The sequence below is a fragment of the Paenarthrobacter sp. TE3676 genome, from assembly GCF_056279165.1.
In genome coordinates this window covers 306,888-327,443 of record NZ_JBWBQU010000007.1, presented here as the reverse complement: position 1 = coordinate 327,443, position 20,556 = coordinate 306,888, and the positions used below count along the sequence as shown (strand labels likewise).

General features: G+C 63.0%; 20 protein-coding genes. 4 read left to right on the top strand and 16 right to left on the bottom strand.

What is annotated here, in order from left to right; all coding sequences use genetic code 11:
* Positions 1–386: 386 nt before the first annotated feature.
* The 11 genes from ACZ881_RS18080 to ftsH all read right to left on the bottom strand — a co-directional run bounded on the left by ACZ881_RS18080 (position 387) and on the right by ftsH (position 10,956).
* Complete coding sequence (locus tag ACZ881_RS18080) at positions 387–1,904, bottom strand: DHA2 family efflux MFS transporter permease subunit (RefSeq protein WP_476117478.1); 1,518 nt, start codon at positions 1,902–1,904, stop codon at positions 387–389.
* 105 nt (positions 1,905–2,009) lie between these two features.
* The gene (panC, locus tag ACZ881_RS18075; RefSeq protein WP_476117476.1) at positions 2,010–2,912 is read right to left on the bottom strand and encodes a pantoate--beta-alanine ligase; all 903 of its coding nucleotides are present in this window, start codon (positions 2,910–2,912) and stop codon (positions 2,010–2,012) included.
* A gap of 5 nt (positions 2,913–2,917) precedes the next feature.
* The gene (locus ACZ881_RS18070) at positions 2,918–3,826 is read right to left on the bottom strand and encodes a Rossmann-like and DUF2520 domain-containing protein (protein ID WP_476117474.1); all 909 of its coding nucleotides are present in this window, start codon (positions 3,824–3,826) and stop codon (positions 2,918–2,920) included.
* Positions 3,819–5,408, bottom strand: coding sequence for a PH domain-containing protein (locus ACZ881_RS18065; protein WP_476117472.1), 1,590 nt, complete (start codon positions 5,406–5,408; stop codon positions 3,819–3,821). Before ACZ881_RS18065 ends, ACZ881_RS18070 begins: the two co-directional genes overlap by 8 nt.
* A complete protein-coding gene (locus ACZ881_RS18060; protein WP_476117470.1) occupies positions 5,405–5,917 on the bottom strand; it encodes a PH domain-containing protein in 513 nt (170 codons plus the stop codon). Before ACZ881_RS18060 ends, ACZ881_RS18065 begins: the two co-directional genes overlap by 4 nt.
* Positions 5,898–6,419, bottom strand: coding sequence for a DUF3180 domain-containing protein (locus ACZ881_RS18055; protein WP_476117468.1), 522 nt, complete (start codon positions 6,417–6,419; stop codon positions 5,898–5,900). Before ACZ881_RS18055 ends, ACZ881_RS18060 begins: the two co-directional genes overlap by 20 nt.
* The gene (folK, locus tag ACZ881_RS18050) at positions 6,416–6,961 is read right to left on the bottom strand and encodes a 2-amino-4-hydroxy-6-hydroxymethyldihydropteridine diphosphokinase (RefSeq protein WP_091464525.1); all 546 of its coding nucleotides are present in this window, start codon (positions 6,959–6,961) and stop codon (positions 6,416–6,418) included. Before folK ends, ACZ881_RS18055 begins: the two co-directional genes overlap by 4 nt.
* Positions 6,958–7,317, bottom strand: a complete 360-nt coding sequence (folB, locus tag ACZ881_RS18045) for a dihydroneopterin aldolase (RefSeq protein WP_054808667.1) — start codon at positions 7,315–7,317, stop codon at positions 6,958–6,960. The genes folK and folB overlap by 4 nt, the downstream gene beginning before the upstream one ends.
* Before the next feature lie 12 nt (positions 7,318–7,329).
* Complete coding sequence (gene folP / locus ACZ881_RS18040) at positions 7,330–8,235, bottom strand: dihydropteroate synthase (RefSeq protein ID WP_476117466.1); 906 nt, start codon at positions 8,233–8,235, stop codon at positions 7,330–7,332.
* A gap of 5 nt (positions 8,236–8,240) precedes the next feature.
* Positions 8,241–8,876, bottom strand: coding sequence for a GTP cyclohydrolase I FolE (gene folE / locus ACZ881_RS18035; protein ID WP_026005412.1), 636 nt, complete (start codon positions 8,874–8,876; stop codon positions 8,241–8,243).
* Between the two features lie 10 nt (positions 8,877–8,886).
* Positions 8,887–10,956: an ATP-dependent zinc metalloprotease FtsH gene (gene ftsH, locus ACZ881_RS18030; RefSeq protein ID WP_017198273.1), complete on the bottom strand. Its 2,070-nt coding sequence runs from the start codon at positions 10,954–10,956 to the stop codon at positions 8,887–8,889.
* A 556-nt stretch (positions 10,957–11,512) separates the two neighbouring features.
* Between ftsH and ACZ881_RS18025 the strand changes: the two genes are divergently transcribed.
* A complete protein-coding gene (locus ACZ881_RS18025; RefSeq protein ID WP_476117464.1) occupies positions 11,513–12,490 on the top strand; it encodes a hypothetical protein in 978 nt (325 codons plus the stop codon).
* Between the two features lie 62 nt (positions 12,491–12,552).
* Here the strand turns inward: ACZ881_RS18025 and ACZ881_RS18020 are convergent, their stop codons facing one another.
* From ACZ881_RS18020 to dacB, 5 genes are all read right to left on the bottom strand, one after another.
* Positions 12,553–13,398, bottom strand: a complete 846-nt coding sequence (locus ACZ881_RS18020; protein WP_476117462.1) for a hypothetical protein — start codon at positions 13,396–13,398, stop codon at positions 12,553–12,555.
* 187 nt (positions 13,399–13,585) lie between these two features.
* Positions 13,586–14,137, bottom strand: a complete 552-nt coding sequence (gene hpt, locus ACZ881_RS18015; RefSeq protein ID WP_011772910.1) for a hypoxanthine phosphoribosyltransferase — start codon at positions 14,135–14,137, stop codon at positions 13,586–13,588.
* A gap of 31 nt (positions 14,138–14,168) precedes the next feature.
* Positions 14,169–15,239 carry a tRNA lysidine(34) synthetase TilS gene (tilS, locus tag ACZ881_RS18010; protein WP_474661912.1) on the bottom strand — a complete coding sequence of 357 codons (1,071 nt, stop codon included), beginning with the start codon at positions 15,237–15,239 and terminating at the stop codon, positions 14,169–14,171.
* Positions 15,240–15,331: 92 nt separating this feature from the next.
* Complete coding sequence (locus tag ACZ881_RS18005) at positions 15,332–16,453, bottom strand: zinc-dependent metalloprotease (protein WP_476117492.1); 1,122 nt, start codon at positions 16,451–16,453, stop codon at positions 15,332–15,334.
* Positions 16,454–16,512: 59 nt separating this feature from the next.
* On the bottom strand, positions 16,513–17,958 hold the full coding sequence (gene dacB, locus ACZ881_RS18000) for a D-alanyl-D-alanine carboxypeptidase/D-alanyl-D-alanine endopeptidase (protein ID WP_476117491.1): 1,446 nt from the start codon (positions 17,956–17,958) through the stop codon (positions 16,513–16,515).
* A 147-nt stretch (positions 17,959–18,105) separates the two neighbouring features.
* Here dacB and ACZ881_RS17995 point away from each other — a divergent pair, with 147 nt between their 5' ends.
* The 3 genes from ACZ881_RS17995 (at position 18,106) to ACZ881_RS17985 (ending at position 20,556) form a co-directional block, all read left to right on the top strand.
* A complete protein-coding gene (locus ACZ881_RS17995; RefSeq protein WP_014920365.1) occupies positions 18,106–18,594 on the top strand; it encodes an inorganic diphosphatase in 489 nt (162 codons plus the stop codon).
* A 178-nt stretch (positions 18,595–18,772) separates the two neighbouring features.
* Entirely contained in the window at positions 18,773–19,753 is a 981-nt protein-coding gene (locus tag ACZ881_RS17990; RefSeq protein ID WP_429330986.1) for a hypothetical protein, read from the top strand.
* Entirely contained in the window at positions 19,750–20,556 is an 807-nt protein-coding gene (locus ACZ881_RS17985) for a hypothetical protein (RefSeq protein ID WP_476117459.1), read from the top strand. The genes ACZ881_RS17990 and ACZ881_RS17985 overlap by 4 nt, the downstream gene beginning before the upstream one ends.

Below are 20,556 nucleotides of genomic sequence, written 5' to 3'. Positions count from 1 at the left end.
AAAAGCGCTACCGGAACCGGTAATTTGAAGGGAGTCGGTCGCTATCTTTCCGCATCAGCGGCGGCGACTCGAATAACTTTACACGCGCCCAACCCTCACACCAAATCCACCCCAACACCACTCAAAAACCCCGCAAACACAAGGAAAACACGCCCGCAACACCCCAGAACAACCCACAAACAGCGACAACACATCCCAGTGAAGCCCGTCACACAACCCAGCCACCACGCCGCGGCCGCCAAACCCAAAAACCAACTACCGCCGTCGAACCCTTAAAACAACAACGCTCCCCCACCAAAGTGAGAGAGCGTCGAGCTAAAACCCGAGGGACCTGAGTGAGCGTCCAGCTCAAACCCGAGGGACCTGAGAGAGCGTCGAAAGATGGGTTAGTGGCCCCCGTGCCCTCCGGCACCGTCGGTCTTGCGCATCATGGCGCCGAGCACTACAGCGGCCACGGCGATGACGGTCGCTGCCAGGAATGCTGTCTGCATGCCGGCTACCTCGCCCGAAGACGCAGAAACCACAGCATAGATGGACACGAGCAACGCCGTTCCGGCTGCACCTGCGACCTGCTGAGCGGTGCTGATGATCGCCGAACCGTGGGAGTAGAGGTGCGGAGGCAGCGGGTTGAGGCCAGTGGTGAATGCCGGCGTGAACAGCAGGGCCAGCCCAAGGCTCAGGGTGACGTGCAGGGCAATAACCCAACCGAGGGCACTTCCCTCATCCAGACGCGAGAACTGCCACAGTGTCAGGACCATGAGTACCGAACCGGAGACGGTCAGCGGGAGCGGACCGACTTTGTCGAAGATCCGCCCGATGACCGGACCCAGCAAGCCCATGGCCAAACCACCCGGAAGCAGTGCCAGCCCGGTTTCCAAAGGCTGAAGGTGCAGGGTGTTCTGCAGGTACAGCGGCAACAGGATGACGCCGCCGAACAGTGCCATCATCGCAACGACCATCAGCAGTGTGGAAACCGTGAACATGCGGAACCTAAAGGCGCGGAGATCCAGCAGCGGGGCGTCGGACTTCTGAAGCTTCAGCTGCCGGAAGACGAACAGTGCCAGGCAAAGAACACCGACCACCAGTGCGATGACGGGAACAACGCCTGCCTCGGCGCCACCGATCTGGCTCAGGCCGTAAACCAAGCCACCAAACGCGGGCACGGTAAGGATCACCGAAGGAACATCCAAAGTGGTCTTCTCGCGCTCCCCCACGTTGGTGAGGTACTTGGCGCCGATGGCGAAAGCGGCCAGGGCAACCGGCAGCACGAACACGAACATGAAGCGCCAGGAGAAGTGATCCAGGATGATGCCGGAAACGGTGGGTCCCATGGCCGGCGCGACTGAGATGGCGATGCTGACGTTGCCCATGACGGCACCGCGCTTGGACATGGGCACCAGAGTGAGAATAGTGGTCATCAGCAGGGGCAGCATGATGGCAGTACCACCTGCTTGGACGATGCGGGCAAGCAGCAACACCAGGAATCCGGGCGCCAATGCGGCCAGCAACGTTCCACCGCTGAAGAGTCCCATGGCAAGCATGAATGCCCCGCGCGTGCTCATCCGCTGCAGGATGAACCCAGTGGTGGGGATGACGACGGCCATGGTCAGCATGAAGCCGGTGGCCAGCCACTGCACAGTGGACGCGCTTACCTGAAGGTCCGTCATGAGTCGCTGGAGGGCGACGTTCATGATGGTCTCATTGAGGATCACCACGAAGGTTGCCACCAGCAGCGTGACAATGACGGTCACGGATTCGCGTGACATCTTCCCGGACACTGGGGCGTGCGAGACCGGGGCCGTTGACACCGGAGCCTGCGGGGCTGCGGCATCTGCAGAGATGACAGTGCCGGAAGCGCCGGATTCAGGCTTTCCGTTGGCGTCGGACGTGACGTCGGTAGACATGAGGATTCCCCAAGGTTTGGTTTTGGTGTCCGGCGATCTGTGCCGGTGAAGACTAAAACAGTCTAAACGCCCATCCAATTCCCGTCAGCAGAAAAATTCCAAACGTTAGGAGAACAACGGAGCGTTGTCGATAAGCCGCACCGGTCCCACCTTGGCGGCAATGATCGCCAACCCCTCACCGCGGAAGGGGGTCTCCTTGCAGTTCTCAGCGAGCGGCTCCAACGTGACGGGATCGACGACGTCGAAATAGTCCAGTTCCACCAGCGGCTGGGACTCCACAAGCGCCACAGCGGAATCGAGGTCGAGCGGTTCGTGCGCGTTTGCACGGGATTCAATGAGGCGCAAAGCACGCGACAATACCAACGCGGCGTCGCGCTCCTCGTCAGAAAGGAACCGGTTGCGGCTTGAGAGCGCCAAGCCGTCCTGGCTACGAACGATCGGCACAGGAACAATCTCCACAGGGAAGTTCAGGTCCGAGACCATGCGCTTCACCAACGCCAACTGCTGCGCGTCCTTCTGCCCGAAGTAAGCCCGGTAGGCCGCCGTCGTGCCGTCCGCTGAAGCACCTCCGGGTAGTCCGTAGTGCAACAGTTTGGCCACTACGGTGAGTGCGCCGTCGAAGTGTCCGGGACGCGAGGCGCCTTCCCACTTGTCGCCCAGCGGGCCTGACGTCACCCGAACCAGAGGCTGTCCTCCGGGATAAACCTCCTCCACGGACGGCGCGAAAACCAGGTCCACACCCTCAGCATCAAGCAATGCCATATCTGCGTCGAGCGTGCGCGGGTAGCGGTCCAGGTCCACGGCGTCGCCGAACTGAAGCGGGTTCACGAAGATGGTGGCCACCACCACGTCATTCTCTTCCGCTGCGGTCCGGGCAAGTGCCGCGTGACCTGAGTGCAGGGCACCCATGGTGGGCACCAGCCCCTGCGAACTTCCACCTTTGGCGGCCAGGAGTCTGGCGCTCTCGGCCCGCAGTTCGGTCGCGGTGGTCACGAGTTTGATGGCCATGCTGTTCAGTTTCCTTCCGGCGCTTTGGGTTCGGCGCCCAAGGCCTCGTCTATCTCGGTCAATTGTTCAGGGCGCAGCAGTCCGCGATTTCCCGCCCTGCGCGCAGTGGCCCACGCCATGGCCTGGTAGGCCGCAAGAACATCCCCGCCAGCGCCGCCGTCGTACTCCTTCAGCGCCTGGGCGTGCGCGGAAACCGTACCCACGTCCCCACGCGCTACGGGACCGGTCAGCGCGGATTCGCCGGACGCGAGAGCGTTCTCGAGCGTCGCGCGCAGCAGCGGACCAAGCATGGCCTCCGGAGTTTCGACGCCGATCTCCCGCAGCATCTGCGATGCCTGCGCCACCAGCGTGACCATGTGATTTGAACTGTGCGCGAGGGCTGCGTGATAGAGGGTGCGGTCGGCTTCAGCAATCACCACCGGCTCTGCGCCCATCTCCACCACCAGCGCCTGAGCAATCGGCAGCATGGCAGCATCGGCGGTGACCCCGAAGGTGCAGTCCATGAGCCGGGTCAGGTCCAGGCTCATGCCCGTGAAGGTCATGGCTGGGTGAAGCGCCAAAGGAATCGCGCCCACCGAGCGGACCGGGTTCAGGATTCCGACGCCGAAGCGGCCTGACGTATGCGCCACCAGTTGACCGGGCTGCCAGGCTCCGAGCTTGGCCAGCCCCGCGACCAACTCGCCGAGGGCGTCGTCCGGGACGGCAAGCAAAACGAGCTCGGAGCGCTCCACGATGTCCTGAATCTCCAGGATCGGGACGCCGGGAAGCAGGTTTTCTGCCCGCTCGAGGCTCACCTCGGATACAGCAGAAACCCCGACGACGGCGTGCTCGGCTGCGCGCAAAGCGGCACCCAACACGGCCCCCACCTTGCCTGCGCCGATGATGCCGACGCCGAGTCGTCCTGGCCTAGCCATCGTGGCGGTCCTCCTGTTGCGGTGAAGTCTGGGGTTGGGTGGGATCAGCGAGTTGTTGCGGTTGAGCCGCTTGCCCTGGAATCGTGGCCGCGACCTCCGGGGCCTGCGGAGCCACCTGCGCCAACCATTGTTCGCTGGTTTGCCTCTTCCGTGCTGCCCGGGCACGGGCGGCCTGCTGATCGAAGAGGTCTACAGCCTGCTCTACTCCGGCTTGGAACACTCGTGGAGATACGGGACCTGCCGTCGTGTGGAGGACAAGATCAGCTACTCCGAAGCGCCTCGCCCACGGGCCCTGGTGAAGTGCCATGGATTGCGTCCGCTGGTGCGGAACCATGACCAGCGTGTGCCACCAGCGGCCGGATCGGATCAGCAGCGCGGTTTTGGTGGCAAAGAATCCGTTGCGCCGCCAGCCCAGCGGGGCCAACAAACGTGCGCGGCGGGGAGTGGTGATGAAGCCGTCGCCCGGTGCCGAGCCAGCTCCTACCGGCCCTAGTCCATCCAGCCCAGCGGTGAATACGCGTTCCGGATCCTCAACTCCCGGATCAGGCAGCACCAACGACATCATCCGCAGGACATCGGACTTCATGCCAACAGGAAGCAACATGGTGCGGGCAGCCCCTTCGGTACTGCCCGAAACCCCGTAACCCGCAACATTCACGTGTATCCGATACCAGCCGAAGATCCTCCACAGAGGTGGCTGCGTCACCATGAGCGCTTGGATGCGTCCGGGAGGCAAGGTCTGCGCCTGGGTGTCCAGGAGGCCGTATCGAAGGCGGATACCGTCCGGCGAGATTGCAGCCGTGAAGTTGTAACCCTTGTTGAAGGAGTTCCAGTACGCGGCCCCGATTCCCAGAATGCCTGGAATGAGTGCCAGGAACAGTGTCTGGTTCTGCGTGAAAACGGAGACAACAACAACCACGGCGGCGCCGGCCAGGATTCCGATGGTCTGCTCGCTCAGCAGCAAGGAACCGATGAGCCGGGACGGCGGGACTGACAACACAACATGCTCGGGAGCTTCCGGAATTTCCTCTGTCGTCTCAGGCCCACTGACCACACCCGCCGCCCGGGCAAGGATGGTGGCACGCAGCTGCTTGGCCTGGTCAAGCGGGAGGTAAGCGAGCCGCACTGCCGACTCGCCGGCGTCGGCCACTTCAAACTTGAGCTCAGCGAGCCCGAAAATCCGCGCCAAAAGCGGCTGCACAATGTCGATTGCCTGGACACGATCCAAACGGGCCTGACGTTGCTGCTTGAACAGGAAGCCGGTGTTGACGCGGACATACCCTTCGGCCACCTGGTAGCGCGTGAAGTACCAGCTGAGGATGAAACCGCCCACCGTCAGCAGCAACACCACCGCACCGCCGGCCAAGAGCCACGGCACCCGGCCGCTGAGGTTCGGATCCAGGAAATCCCGGCCCTGCAGCATCCGCTCGAAAGCGTCCCGGCCAAAGAAGAAGCCGACGGCGGCCAGCGCCACCCAGCCGCGAACGAACGGTGACGCGGGGTGGACGCGGTTCCAGCCGCCGTCGCCCTTTGGTTCCGGCTTGCCCGGGAGGCTCTCAGTTGCGTTGTTCTCCAGGCTCACAGCCCGGCCAACCTGGCTTCTCCGCGAGCTGAAAGCTGCTCGCGCAAGCGTGCCCCCTCCGCTGAGGGAAGGCCAGGCAGCTGCGCATTGGTTCCCGCTGACGCTGTGTGAAGTTTGAGCGTGCACAGCCCCAAACTGCGTTCAACGGGACCAACCGCAACGTCCACATATTGCATTCGCCCGTAAGGGACCACCATGGTCCGTTGGAAGAAGATGCCACGACGGATGAGGAGGTCGTCGTCGCGCTCGGCGTAGCCGATCGCACGAACTTGGCGTGGAATCAGCAAGAGCCGCCACAACGCCAACACCAGCATCACCGCGGGAACCGTGATGGCCAGCCACAACGGCGGCCACCTCCACCAGCCGAGCAGCACGAAAATGAGGGGCAAACTGAGGACCGCCAGCATCACTACGTTGCCGATAGCCCACTCCACCAAGCGAACCGTGACGTACTTCGGGGATACCCTCAGCCACTGTACGCCGGGAGGATCAATCGCCTCGGTATGCATACTCGCCTTCACCTTTAGTTTCGCCTCGACGGGTTTCCGGTCCGGCGGTACCACCTTCCAGGTCCTCCGGCGGGATCCGGCAGAAGCGCTCCACCACGAGTCCTACCACCACCATCACCACACCGCCGCCGCCCATCAGCAGGGCATTCCACAGAATGCCCTCGCCGCCGCGCAAACCACCAATACGGAGAAGATCCACCGCGATCCCCGCATGCCAGCCAAGAAGCAGCGTCCCGGCGTAGGCGCAGGCCTGGGCAAGAATCAACGTCCTTGCCGCGAGGATCGGATTGAGCAGGTTCTTCTTCTTGCCGTTGCGCCAACGCAGCACGCGGATGCCCATGATGAGCGTGAGCACGGCGATGACGGCCATGGTCACCAGCGCAGAGACCGGCAAAACCGGTGTGGGCATGCTGAAACGGTTGGTAGTGACTGTAGCCAACCATCCGATGACGGCAGCGATGGCGGCGATGAGCACCAGAACTATGGGGCGCATTGCTTTCATGGCTGCTCCACTGCCCCCGTCGCGGGCACACCGGCCACGTCGCCGAAGCCGTCGAAGCGCCGGATGTCCGGCATGTCAGCGGCGACGGCGGCCAGTTCAGCCACGCTTTGGCCGTTCAGTGTGGCATGCGGCTCCAGTAAGGACCACGGGTAGAGCACGAAAGCGCGCTCAGCTGCCCGCGGATGGGGAATAGTCAGAACAGGATCGTCGCTCAGCACCTCACCGAAGACGATGATGTCCACGTCAAGCGTCCTTGGGCCCCAGCGCACCTCGCGGGTGCGGTGATGCTTCTGTTCCACCGCGTGACAGTGCTTCAGAAGCTCCAAAGGGGTCAAGGTAGTCTCCACAGCCATGACCATGTTCAGGAAATCCGGTTGGCCCTCCGGACCGCCCACGGCCTTGGTCTGCACCACCGGCGATACACCCAGGAGGCGCACCTCCGGCGGGTCCACCAGGTCCGCGACGGCCGTGGAAAGGGTGTCGTTCCGCTCCCCCAGATTGCTGCCAAGAGCCAGAATGGCCTTGGTATAGCCGGACGTCATGATCGCTCCCGGTGGACGCTGACAGTGACGTCGCCAAACGGCACCTCGATGGGTGCCTTGGGCTTGTGGACGGTGACATCGACCGCGGCCACGTTGTAGTTCTCGAGGATGCCCTCGGCGATCCTGACGGCCAGGCCCTCAATGAGGTTCAAGGGCTCGCCTTCGATGTGCTTGGTGATCAGTTCGGCCACTTCACCGTAGTGGGCTGTGTACTGGAGATCGTCCGTCTCAGCCGCTTTGGTGAAGTCCGCGTACAGCACGGCATCCACAACGAAAGGCTGGCCGTCACGGCGCTCGAAATCGAACACTCCGTGATAGCCGACGGCGGTGACGCCGGTCAGCGTGATCCTGTCCACAGCGGTATCCAATCAGCGGGAGATGCGGGCGGCGACCTTGACGGCGTCAAGGCTGGGGCCGACGTCGTGAACGCGGACAGCCCAGGCGCCCTTAGCGGCGCTCAAAGCGGTGATGGCGGCGGTGGCTGCGTCGCGTTCCAACGGCGCAGCGGACTTACCGGCCACTGTGAGGAGGGAACCGAGGAACCGTTTGCGGGAAGCAGCAACCATCACCTTGTGGCCCAGCGTGAAGAGCTGGTCCAGGTTCTTGAGGATCTCCCAGTTCTGGTCCTCGTTCTTGGAGAAACCAATACCGGGATCGACGATGATCTGCTCCGGCGCAACACCAGCTGCATAGAGCTTGTCTCTGACACCGCTAAGCTCAGCCACCACGTCCTCTGAGACGTTGTTGTAATCCGTGAGGCTGTCCATGGTCAGGGCGTCGCCACGGCGATGCGTCAGGATGTACGGAACCTTGGTCCGGGCAACGAGCTCCGGCATGTCCGGTTCAATCGTCAGGCCGGAGACATCGTTGATGATGGCCGCACCCGCCTCAATGGCAGCGGCCGCAGTGGACGTGTGCATCGTGTCGATACTGACCAGCGCACCGGCCTTCACCAGTGCCTGGATCACCGGGATGACGCGGCCTTGTTCTTCTTCGGGGGAAACCGGTTCAGCGCCCGAACGGGTGGATTCACCACCGACGTCGATGATGTCTGCGCCTGCGTAAAACATGCGCAGGCCGAGCGCGATGGCGGTGTCCGGTGTCCGATGGGTGCCGCCGTCGCTGAAGGAATCCGGGGTGACATTGAGGATTCCCATGACGAGCGTGCGGTCCGTTGGCAGGTCCTCGAACCTGGCAGCGGGTCGCGGTTTGCGGAGAATCGGCAACGGGCTTGTGGCCGGGCCGGTTCCAGGTGCTGCAGCGAGGGAGTCCATAGTGCTTACCTTCCGAGTATGAGGCTCATGGCCTCGGCGCGGGTGGCCGGGTCATGGAGTTGACCGCGCACCGCACTGGTGACGGTCTTTGCGCCGGGCTTGCGAATGCCGCGCATGGACATGCACATGTGTTCACATTCGACGACGACAATCGCACCGCGGGGGTTGAGGTGCTTCACAAGCGCCTCGACGATCTGTGTGGTGAGGCGTTCTTGCACCTGCGGCCGGCGCGCGTAGATATCGACCAGCCGCGCCAACTTGCTCAGGCCGGTCACTTTTCCGTCATGTGACGGAATGTAACCAACATGCGCGACGCCGTGGAACGGCACCAAGTGATGCTCGCATGTCGAGTAGAAGGGGATGTCCTTCACGAGGACAAGCTCTTCATGGTCGAGGTCGAACGTGGTGGAGAGGACATCCGCAGGGTGCTGGTGCAGCCCTGCGAAGACCTCGGCGTAAGCCTTGGCCACGCGCTTTGGCGTGTCCAGGAGGCCTCCGCGGTCAGGGTCTTCACCTATCGCCAGGAGAATCTCGCGGACAGCCGCTTCAATGCGCGGACGGTCCACTTTGTGGCCGTGCTTGGAGCCCGCGGCGGAACCGTGGGCGGCGGCGAGGTCGTCGTCGTCGTCGAAATGAGTCACAGCAGAAAGCTTAGCCGTGATGCGGGTGGTCGTTGCCGCCGTCGGGTTGCGGGGCTTGGAATGACTCCTGGCTGCTGACTCCCTGGGCGTGGGGTGCTACTACGTCCAAAGGCTCGTCCAGCCGGGCCTTTTTGGCCTCTTCCTGGGCTTCGCGTTCCGCCTTTTCAGCGCGGGATTCAACGGGCGGGATGGACTGGACCGGACGGGATTCCTTGGACAGCCAGATCTCGCGGAAATCGCGCTTCCGGATGTCGTGGAAGATCTCGGCGATCTCCGTCTGGTTCAGTGTTTCCCGCTCCAGCAGTTCCAGCGCCAGGCGGTCCAAAACGTCCCGGTTTTCCGTGAGGATGGCGTAGGCCTCATCGTGAGCCTGGTCGATCAGACGGCGTACTTCCTCGTCCACAACGTACGCGATTTGGTCGGAGAAGTTGCGCTCCTGCGCGGCGTCGCGGCCGAGGAACGGTTCGCCACCGCCCTGGCCCAGCTTCACGGCGCCAACACGCTCGCTCATGCCGTACTGGGTGACCATCTTCCGGGCCGTGGAGGTGGCCTTTTCGATGTCGTTGGAGGCACCCGTGGAGGGATCATGGAACACGATTTCCTCAGCAACACGCCCGCCCATGGCGTAGGCCATCTGGTCGAGCAGTTCGTTGCGGGTGACCGAGTACTTATCGTCTTCCGGGATCACCATGGTGTAGCCGAGCGCACGGCCACGGGGAAGGATGGTGATCTTGGTGACCGGGGCGGAGTTGCGAAGGGCAGCAGCAACCAGGGCGTGGCCACCTTCGTGGTAAGCGGTGATTTTGCGCTCGAGTTCCTTCATGACGCGGCTGCGTTTCTGCGGGCCGGCCATGACGCGGTCGATTGCTTCGTCCAGTGCGCGGTCATCGATCAGATTGGCATTTGAACGCGCAGTCAGCAGGGCAGCTTCGTTCAGGACGTTGGCCAGGTCCGCACCCGTGTATCCGGGAGTCTTCTTGGCAACACCCCTGAGGTCGATGCCCGGGGCCATCGGCTTACCCTTGGCGTGGACGTTGAGGATCTGTTCGCGGCCGATCATATCCGGGGCTTCCACGGTGATCTGGCGGTCGAAACGGCCCGGGCGCAGCAGCGCGGGGTCCAGGACGTCGGGGCGGTTGGTGGCCGCGATGAGGATGACGTTGGTCTTGACGTCGAAGCCGTCCATCTCGACGAGGAGCTGGTTCAGCGTCTGCTCGCGCTCATCGTTACCGCCGCCGATACCGGCACCACGGTGACGACCAACGGCGTCGATTTCGTCAACGAAGATAATGGCTGGCGAGCTTGCTTTGGCCTGTTCGAAGAGGTCGCGAACACGGGAAGCACCGACGCCGACGAACATCTCAACGAAGTCCGAGCCGGAGATGGAGAAGAAGGGAACGCCGGCCTCGCCGGCGACAGCGCGGGCAAGCAGCGTCTTACCGGTACCTGGAGGGCCGTAGAGCAGCACACCCTTGGGGATCTTGGCGCCAACGGCCTGGAACTTGGCCGGTTCCTGGAGGAACTCCTTGATTTCCTGGAGCTCTTCCACGGCCTCGTCAGCACCGGCGACGTCGGAGAAGGTCACCTGGGGCATGTCCTTGTTGACCAGCTTTGCCTTGGACTTGCCGAACTGCATCACCTTGGAGCCGCCACCCTGCATGCGGGAAAGCAGGAACCAGAAGAGGACACCGAGCAGCAGCACAGGGATCAGCAGGGAGAACAGGCCGGAGAACCAGTTGTTCTCCACCGGCTGGTCAGTGAAGCCCTTGTCCGGGTTGGCGTTGGTGACAGCCTTCACCACATCCGGACCACGATCCGTGACGTAGAAGAATTGAACGTTCTTGCCCTTGTCCTGGCCGTCCAGGTTCAGGTTGTCCTTAAGCACCAGGTCAACGCGGTTCTCGGCGTCGAAAATCTTGGCCTGCTCAACCTTCCCGCTTTGGGAAAGGAGCTCGAGGCCGTCTTTGGTGTCAATGCGCGTGGAACCGCCCGGAGCCAGTGTTGCGAATGCCACCAGGAGCAAGCCAACGACGACAACAATCCAGATGCCCGGGCCCTTGAAGAAACTCTTAGCTTTCATCTGATCGGGGTTTTGCCCCGTCCCTCCTGGTAGTGCTGCAAGGCGCAACTTCTGCGCGCGAGTGGTGCTGCTTCAGTTTCAAGCTATACACCGTTCCCAGTAATTCACGCATCGGAAAGTCCAAAAGTTCCCTCTGGGCGTACACAGGATACTCGCGTTGTGCGTGCTGGAACAGGGTTTGGTGCTGCGGTGCGGGCTTTAGTGCGGCGTGGGCAGGCGCACCCATTCGCGCCATCCGCCCCCGTAACCGCTGGTGCGAAGGGCGGAAAAGGGGGCGGGCAAGGCCACTACCGGGCGCGAACGGCGGAAAAGGGTGCGGTCGTTTCTCGGCAACTGACCGCGGCCCATGCCCCCATGTCCCAGTCCAAACACGCACCCGCGCACCCATTCACGCCAATCGCCCCCGTAACCACTGGTGCAAAGGGCGGCAAAAGGTGCGGACGAGGCCACTACCGGGTGCGAATGGTGGAAAAGGGGGCGGCCATTTCTCGGCCGTTTTCCACATAGTTGAGGCTGGAGCTTTCGCCTTCGCTCGTAACGGCGGAGCGTAGAACTTATGGCTTTTCAAGAACTCCTCCTCGCCTCGGACGCGACACGTATTGGACAGGATGCCCGCCAACTCGCCAAGCGGGCCAAGCGTGGCGAACTGGTCCGGGTACGACGAGGCTCATATGTCCGCTCTGCTTATTGGGCGGAATTGAACGACCGCCAGCGGCACGGACTTCAAGCAGCTGCGTTGGTCAACACGACCAGGACCACGCCCATCTTCAATTTGCAGACGGCTGCACTCCTCTGGGGGCTCGGCGTAGTGGGCGTGCCGAAACACCTGTATACCGTCACTGGAGACCCAACAGGTGGCCGGTCAAAGCACGGGGTCCGGAGAAGCTTCGGGGCCTTTGACACCGGGGTAGTCCAACTCGGCGCCTTCCGTGTCACGGACAAAGTTCGCACAACGATGGAGCTGGCCGCCGCCCTGAACTTTGCTGAGGCCTTGGCAATCGTAGACTCCAGCCGGCGGAACCAAAGGTGGGGCGACGCTCTTGAGGTTGACGATTGGAACAAGGACAGGGCCTGGGGTCCTCCGTCGGGCCTGGACGAGCTGGGTGACGCTGTCCCCGCTTTTACCAGTCAGTCGAGAAAACGACGCGCTGGCACGATTCTCGAATTGTCCACAGACAAGTCCGAATCGGTGGGGGAATCCATGAGTCGAGCCCAAATGAAATTGCTCAACTTCCCCGCCCCAAGCCTTCAAGGATCTTTTACCTTGAGGACCGGACGGACCGCCCGAACGGATTTCTGGTGGCCCGAACTCGACTTGGTGGGGGAATTCGATGGCTACGGGAAGTACCTGAGAAGCACATTGCGGGGTACCCAGACCATCCAGCAAGCAGTCATGGAGGAAAAGGCCCGAGAAAACGGTTTGCGGGCACTGGGCCTTACCGTAATTCGCTGGGACTGGTCCGACATGATGAATCCGCGCATGTTCGCACGAATCCTGAACGACGGCGGGCTCCGGTCTCTGCGTGTGGCCTGATTGTTTCGGTCAGCCCAACCGGTCTCCATCGGGGAGAAGGCGGGTTGACTGGATAGGTTGCGTCAGGCCGCGGCAACTGGGAGCACCAGCAGGTAACCCGTGGGCAGGTCAGCGCTCCATCGTCGTGGTTCACGGACCACGAACTGAGTGGCCAGCTGCTCCGGGGTGAGAAGGCTGTTGGGCTCCGGTGACGGGCCCCATTGTCCACTTCCATGCGGATAGAGAGGATCCAGGACGCGGATCCCCGTTACTTGGAACTCCGGGAACTGTGAGGGGTCGCCCATCGATTCGAATCCACTCATCACCCATGCGTGACGGCCGCTCCACATGACCAGCCCCACCGGTCGGCCGGTTTCGGCTATGGCACGCGCCGCCGTCTGCAGCGTGTCCTCATAGGTGGCGATGCTGACCACTGTGTATGGCCCCATTCCCACTTCGGTCAGCACCTGCGCCCAACCTCGCGGGTTGGCTCCGTTGAACGAATTGGATGACCGAGCACGGGCCATCTCCCACAGTTCGCTCTGCTGCGCCGAGGATGCCCACGAACCGCCCCCGGTATCGTCGATGAGGTTGTGCGCCATCTGAATGCTCGCCGCAACACACCAGTCAAAGGTGTACTGCGGAACGAAATCCCCCTCTTGGTAGAGGTTAATGGCGAAAGCCTGGGGCACGGCAGGTGGTGCGGGCGGCGGTGGCGGCACAGGTGCAGGTGGCGGTGCGGGCGAAGGAGCCTGACTGGCGCTCGTTGACGGGACCCCGGCGGCGTCACCCGTAGGCGGCACGGCGGACGAGGACGCGATTGGTTGCCCTGCATCGAGCACAGTGGAATCGACGGCAGGAGTGCAAGCCATGAGAAGAGTCGCCATGACGGCGAGCCACGCCAGAAGACGGGCAGGGGCACCGGTCATGGTCAAGTTTAGCGCGGAGGGTTGGCGCAACGGCAGGCTCATCCGGCACCCATCGATTGCACCCACTCCCGCCCGGCGCACCCCTTAAGCACCAACGCCGCACCCACTCCCGCCGAACGCACCAGAGGTTACAGGTGCAAATGGCGGAAAAGGGCGCGGCGTGTACGGGTAAACGTAAAGAGCGGGCTTACTCGTAAACGTGCGGGGCCAGGGTGCCCACGAAGTCCAGGTTGCGGTACTTCTCGGCGTAGTCGAGACCGTAACCTACGACGAATTCGTTGGGGATGTCGTAGCCGACGTACTTGACGTCGATTTCCACCTTGGCAGCGGTCGGCTTGCGGAAAGCCGTGCAGATTTCGACGCTGGCCGTGCCACGGGATTCGAGGTTGGACTTGAGCCAGGACAAGGTGAGGCCGGAGTCAATGATGTCCTCGACGATCAGAACGTCCTTGCCCATGAGGTCGGTGTCGAGGTCCTTGAGGATCCGGACAACACCGGAGGACTGGGTGCCCGAGCCGTAGGACGAGACAGCCATCCAGTCCATGCTGACGTGGCTGTGCAGTGCACGGGCGAGGTCGGCCATGACCATGACAGCGCCCTTGAGGACACCGACGATGAGGATGTCGCGTCCTTCATAGTCCTTGTCGATCTGCGCCGCGAGTTCCGCGATACGCGTTTGGATCTGCTCTTTGGTGTAAAGAACGTGCTTGAGATCTGCCTGGACGTCGTTTGAATCCACCAATGGCTCCTGTTTTGATGCTCGGGTGCGGCTACTGTTGGGACGGTTTCTGATGCCGGAATACTAGCTTCCCACAGCGCGCGGCTTCGCGGGGACCGCCCTTGGCTGGATCTCCAGTCGCATCTGCAGCTGAACCACCTGATGGAACAGACCGTTCCTGCTCCAAATCGCTGAGGGACAAACGGTACACACTCACGTGGCCGGGAAGCTCAACGGGCCCTGCCGATCCTTGCCGGCGAAGCAGGGCTTCCGCAGCTTGGAGGCGTCCGTAGCCGGGTTGTTGACCCCCGACGTCGGCCGCCGCCTTAGCGATGACACGGAACCTCAGCGCTGCGGGCAGTTCACGAACGGCGTCCTCGGGAAGCCAGGCGTCACCGCCTTCCCGCTGGACAAGTGAGAGATAGGTCTCCTTGGCCAGATCTTCGAGGAAATCGGCATCTTGCTGCAGGATGGCAGCGGTCCGTGCCAGAGATTCGGCGACGCCGGGGCCCAGCTTCTCTTCCAACACGGGCATCACTTCAACACGCGTTCGGGACCTGGCGAACGCGGGATCGGAATTGCTGGGATCATGCCAGGGAGACAACTCCTCCACCCGGCAGATTTCCAAGGTCTCCTCCCGACGAAGGCCGAGGAAGGGCCGGAGCAGGCGTCCGCGAACGGGCCGCATGCCAGCAAGGGACCGCGTTCCGGACCCACGAGCCAAGCCCAGGAGTACTTGTTCGGCTTGGTCGTCCAGGGTGTGGCCGAGCAGGATCGCGTCACAACCCAACTGGTCGGCGGCGGACTCCAAGGCAGCATGACGGGCATCCCGGGCCGCAGCCTCGGGCCCAAATCCAGTGGCAGCGACTTCCACAGTGCGCACTTCCACCGGAAATAGTCCCAGTTCGCGCAAGACGGCAGCAGTCCGGGAAGCAACTTCCCCGGAACCAGGTTGCAGTTGATGATCCACCACTACGCCTGCCACAGACACTGGGTGTCCGTCCACATGGCCTCGTCTGGCGAAGTAGGCCGCGATGGCGGCCAAAGCCAAGGAATCCGGGCCTCCGCTGCAGGCTACAAGCACATGTGATGGGTAACCCGCAGAAGCCAACCCGTTCTGCAACTGCTTGCGGGCCTTGCCGACGACCGGGGCCAAACGCCCGGGCCGCCGTCGACCCTTACCTGAAGAACCGACGGCGGAACCGGCAGGTACGCTCAAAGCCCCATCCGCTCAAGCCAAAGCCTGGAGTTGTGAATCTCTTCCTCGGTGGGCAGGTAGTCGGCGGATTCCCACACCCGGTTGAAGCCCTCCATGCCAGCCACGGCAACAACTTCGCGGACGAACTTGGCGCCATCTGTGTACTGGCGCATCTTGGCGTCCAGGCCGAGGAGGTTGCGGATGAACTTCTCCACTACGCCACGGTCCTTGCCACGTTCGTTGAAGCGCTGGCGGATGGTCTTCACGGAGGGAACAATGCTCGAATCCACGGCATCCATCACCACGTTGGCGTGACCTTCGAGGAGGCTCATGACGGCCGTGATGTGGGACAGGGACGCCTTTTCCTCCGGGTTCTGGAGGAGGTCCAGGATGGCGCCACGGCCCGGAGTTTTCTCGGAGGGGTCACGGTCGCGCAGGGACTTGGCTACAGCGCCGGCGCGTTCAACCAACGTATCCATGTTGCCCAGGAGATTGCCGCTGAGCTTCTCGATTTCATCCAGCATGTGGTGCCGGAGCCAGGGTGCGGCGGCGAACTGTACCCGGTGGGTTTGTTCGTGCAGGCAAACCCAGAGGCGGAAGTCGTCCGGGTGAACGTTGAGTTCGCGCTCCACGGAGATGATGTTCGGCGCCACCAACAGGAGCCGGCCGCCCGCGGGAACGGTGGAATCCGGGGCCAGCGCAGCAAAGGGGTCGTACTGGCCGAGAACTTTGCTGGAGAGGAACGCGAGCACGGCGCCAAGTTGGGTGCCGGTGATGGCACCGCTGGCAGCGGCCGCGGCCGGGGTCATCGCGACTCCACTGCGGCTCTCCACCATCTTCTTCAGCGCGGGCTGGAGCATCACGGAGAAGCTCTGGGTATTCGCCTTGGACCATGAGGCACGATCCACCACCAGAACGTGCGAATCCCGCAGGTCCCTCGCGGCATCCAGGCCGGTAATGTCGTGCACGTGCGGGACGGAGATATCCGCGTTGAAGCGCAGATTGTCCACGGCTTTGCCGATCTCCCCGGCGCTAAGCTCGGGACCGGGAGGGGCAAGCCGGGCAGCCGTAGAGGCGGCCAAGTCCCAATTGATCAGGGACGGGGCCCCTGCTGACGATTCTCGGGCAGAAGACACCATACGGTCCATCACACCACACGAGGCTGACAGTGTGCCTTAAGTTCGCTCCACGCGGAGGGCTAGGCCCGGCACCCGCACGAGGCCAACACCGACGCCGAACGGTCCATGGCCACCTTGTTGCCCGCGGCTCCCGGGTCCAGGCCGTTGCCTATAAAGGAGAACACCAGCAACCGGCCATCTGAATCCACCACGTAGCCACTCAACGCGATCACGGTATTCAATGTTCCGGTCTTGGCGCGCACCAGTCCTGCGCCCTCCGACGTACCTGCCTCGCCGTACCGGTCATTCAGGGTCCCGGTGAGTCCAGCCACGGGGAAACCGTCGAGGGCGGCGCGCAAGGCAAGGTCCGGCCCGCTGGTGATAGCCCGGACAACCTCGGCAAACTGGCGGGCCGTGACCTGATTCTCCAAGGCAAGGCCGGAGACGTCAGCCAACTGCATCGAATCCGTGGCGATCCCCAACTCCGCCAGCCTTTGCCGCACGGCCGCAGTAGCGCCGTCGTACGTGGCCTTTTGTCCGGACGCCAAAGCGGTCATCCGTCCCAGCGCTTCGGCGAGGAAGTTGTCCGAGGACTCAAGCATGAGGTCCACTTGCTCGTTCACAGTGGCGGATTCGGCAGCAGCCAACTCTTTGGCGGGGAGGCCCTTACCGCGTTCGACGCCGGGAGTCACCGTTACGCCGGCCGCCGCCAACTGCTCGGCGAAGGCCTGGGCGGTGGTGACTGCGGAATCCTGCGGTCGGGGACCGGTCAGGACGTCCGGGGCATAACGGCCGGAGTTCAACGCCAGGGAAAACAATGGCGCGGTTTCGCCGGCGGCAACATCGTCCAGACTCCATGCGGGGTTAAGGGGCGCGCCGCTGAAAAGCGAGTCGTCAACTTGTACTGTGATTGGTCCCTGTACTCCGGCCGACGCCAAAGCAGCAGCCGTGTCCGCAGCCAAAGACGCGAGTCCGGCGCGGCCAAGAACAGCTGTGGGCTCGGAAGCGGAAGCGCCCAGTAGAACGTCTCCTCCCCCGGTCAGCACCACTGTGGAGGGATTGTCAGAGGCGAGCACGCGGGTGGTGAACCGCGACTCGGGACCGAGCGCCTTCAACGCAGCGGCTGCGGTCAACAGCTTCATGTTCGAGGCCGGGATGCGGTTGGCGTTGGCTTCGCGATCGAAAAGGATCTGGCCTGTGGACGCATCCATCACCACGCCGCTGATACTGCCCGCACCGTCCGGCTTGAGCGTGGCGTCGAGCAGCTTTGCGACCTCACCCTCAACCGGGATAGGCGCTGACGCATCCAACGGGAGCACACTTTCAGCCCCCGAGAGGCGATCCGGCACCTGCTGCCAGGAGGGAATGGGTGGTGGGGGCTTGGGGAAACTGAGCAGATTCGGAAACATCCCCGCAGCCACAACGGCGCCGAGGCACAGCAAAACGGTGGTCAGTAGCACCGGCCATGTAAAGCGCCCCCACACCGCGGGCACCCGTTTGCGGGCACCCCCGTTTTTAACGCCCATCATGGAAGTTGCTTGGTCCTGTCAGTCCTGAAATGTCCCCGCCGGTTCAAGAAACCCGGGCCTCTCGCTATATCCTCAATAGTAGTCGGCGGCGCCGGCTGCGTTTTTGCCTGCCGCGCCCCACCCACACCCGTCAAGGAGCATTCCATGAAGCACGACGTGACCATCGAGATCCCCAAGGGATCGCGCGTCAAGTACGAAGTTGACCACGAAACCGGCCGTGTCCGCCTGGACCGCGTCCTGTTCACCTCCATGCAGTACCCCACGCACTACGGTTTCTTTGAGAACACCCTGGGCGAAGACGGCGACCCGCTGGACGCATTGGTGCTCCTGCAGGACTTCGACCTGCACCCGGGCGTCATCGTTGAATCGCGCCCCATCGGCGTCTTCAACATGACCGACGATGGAGGCGGAGACGCCAAGGTGCTCTGCGTCCCCGTTGACGCACGCTTCGACCACATCCAGGAAGTCAGCGATGTCAGCGAATTCCTGGTCAAGGAAATCGAGCACTTCTTCACGCGCTACAAGGACCTGGAGCCCGGCAAGTGGGTCAAGGCTGAAGGCTGGGGCGACCGCGCCGCTGCCGAAGCCGAGCTGGAAGCTTCCATCAAGCGCTTCTCGGCCGAAGGCCACTGATTTACAGGCTCTAAACGCCTGACGCTCGACGGCGGCTGGTGCGGTTCCTCAGGGACCCACCTGCCGCCGTCGTTCTTTAACGGTTTATGCACATGGGCATGTCTCCCCATCGCGGCAGCTTGCGGGTCCGCCTAGGCTGGGACCAGACTTTTCGATGCATGTTCACAGGGGGTTCCATATGGCTGGGTTCTACGGCGCGGACATCGCGCAGCTTCGCAGTCTGGCGGGTGTGATGGGCAAAGCCGCCGACGCCATCAGCCTGCAAAGCACGCAGTTGTCCAACGCAATCAACTCCACCACGGCGTGGCAAGGCCGGGATGCCACGGTATTCAAGGGCGACTGGAACAGCCAGCACCGGCAGAGCCTTATGAAGGCCGCCAACATGCTGCGCGAAAATGCGGGCCAGCTGAAGAAGCACGCCAACCAGCAGGAGTTCGCCAGCCACAATGATGGTTCAGGCACCTCGGTTGGTGTCCTCAAGGACGTCTACGACACCGCTATGGGCGTCAAGGGTTTGGCCGCTCCGCTGTGGACGGCGTACAAGTACCTCAAGCTCGGCAACGCAGAATGGGTGAAGACCCGCGAAGTCCTGACCAATTGGCGGGCCGGCGGGACAGTGGTCCGTGACGCCATGACCGCGCTGCGTAACGGTGAGAAAGTCACTGATGTCCTCACCGACCTCAAAGCCAACATCCCGTACAGCCAGGCCTTCCAGGAGGCCAGCAAGTTCTCCAAAGGCCTTCGCATTGCCGGAGCCCTGGCGGCGCCGCTCAACATCGTGGGCGGCATCAGCGACATGATCAACCCCGAGCACGAAGGCTGGCGTGGCACTGGTGACCGCGTCGCCGGCGGCTTGTCCGTAGTTGGCGGCGTTGGCAGCATCATGCTCATGACAGCCGGCGGCGCGGCACTCCTGGGGCCGATCGGTGCTCCCATCGTGATCGGCGCCGGCATCGTTGCGGGCGCTTGGGCGTTGGGTAACCTCGTAGCCGACAACTGGGACTCCATCAGCAACTTCGCCCGCAACCCCGGCAGCTACATCGCTGACGGGGCCAAAGAGGTGGCAGGCTTCGCCAAGGACGTAGGCAGTAAGGTGGCAGACGGGGTCAGTGACGCCGCCAAGTCAGTCGGAAACTTTGTCGGAGGGATATTCGGATGACCACCAGCACCATGAAATGGACCCAGCGGGACATTGAGGCCGCGGCCAAGGTCCTTGCCTCGGCCAGCGCGATCGGTGCGCCTTTGCCAACGCTGACCGATGAAGAAGTTGTGGCCCTGGACGGTGTTCAGCATGAGCAGCTTGTTGTCCTGCCGTGGCTTTCTGCCCAGGACGCAAGCAAGGAACTGATGTGCGCTATCGCGTTGCGCGGCCTGCTCGCCAAGGAACTCGTTTACCCGGTGGTCTTCGAGGGTGAAACCGAGCCCTCGCGCTTGCACGCCACCGAAGAAATCACGGGCGCACTCACCCTGCGCCGCAGCGGCAGCAGCGTAGTCTCCGTGGAACGCACCGTGTCCACCGGCAAGCGCTGGCTCTACGGCTACCTGCACGATGAAGGCGTTCTGCTCGAAGAAGTGGACGAGAGTGGCCTGCACGGCTTCACCGTTGTCACCCGCGATCAGCTGGTTCCGCGCCTGGCCGAGTTCGTAGACCCCCAGCAGGCTGCAGCCCGCGACACCGAACCTACCCTCTACACTGAAGCCCAGTTCGAGGCGCACGCCGCCACGGCCTTGGCCGACACCCAGGCCGCCAGCAACGTAGTGGCCTTCAACTCCAATACCAACGAGTTCCCCACGGTTACCGTGTACACCGGCCCCTCCGGCGTTCACGTGCTGACACCGCGTGTGGAGGGTTCCCCGCAATCCGGGCCCTCGGAGCAGACCGAATCGGTGTCCTTCGAGCTGCAGGAAACCTCAGCACCATCGTTGGCCCGCGTCCTCGGTGGGCTTGCGGGACTGGCCTGA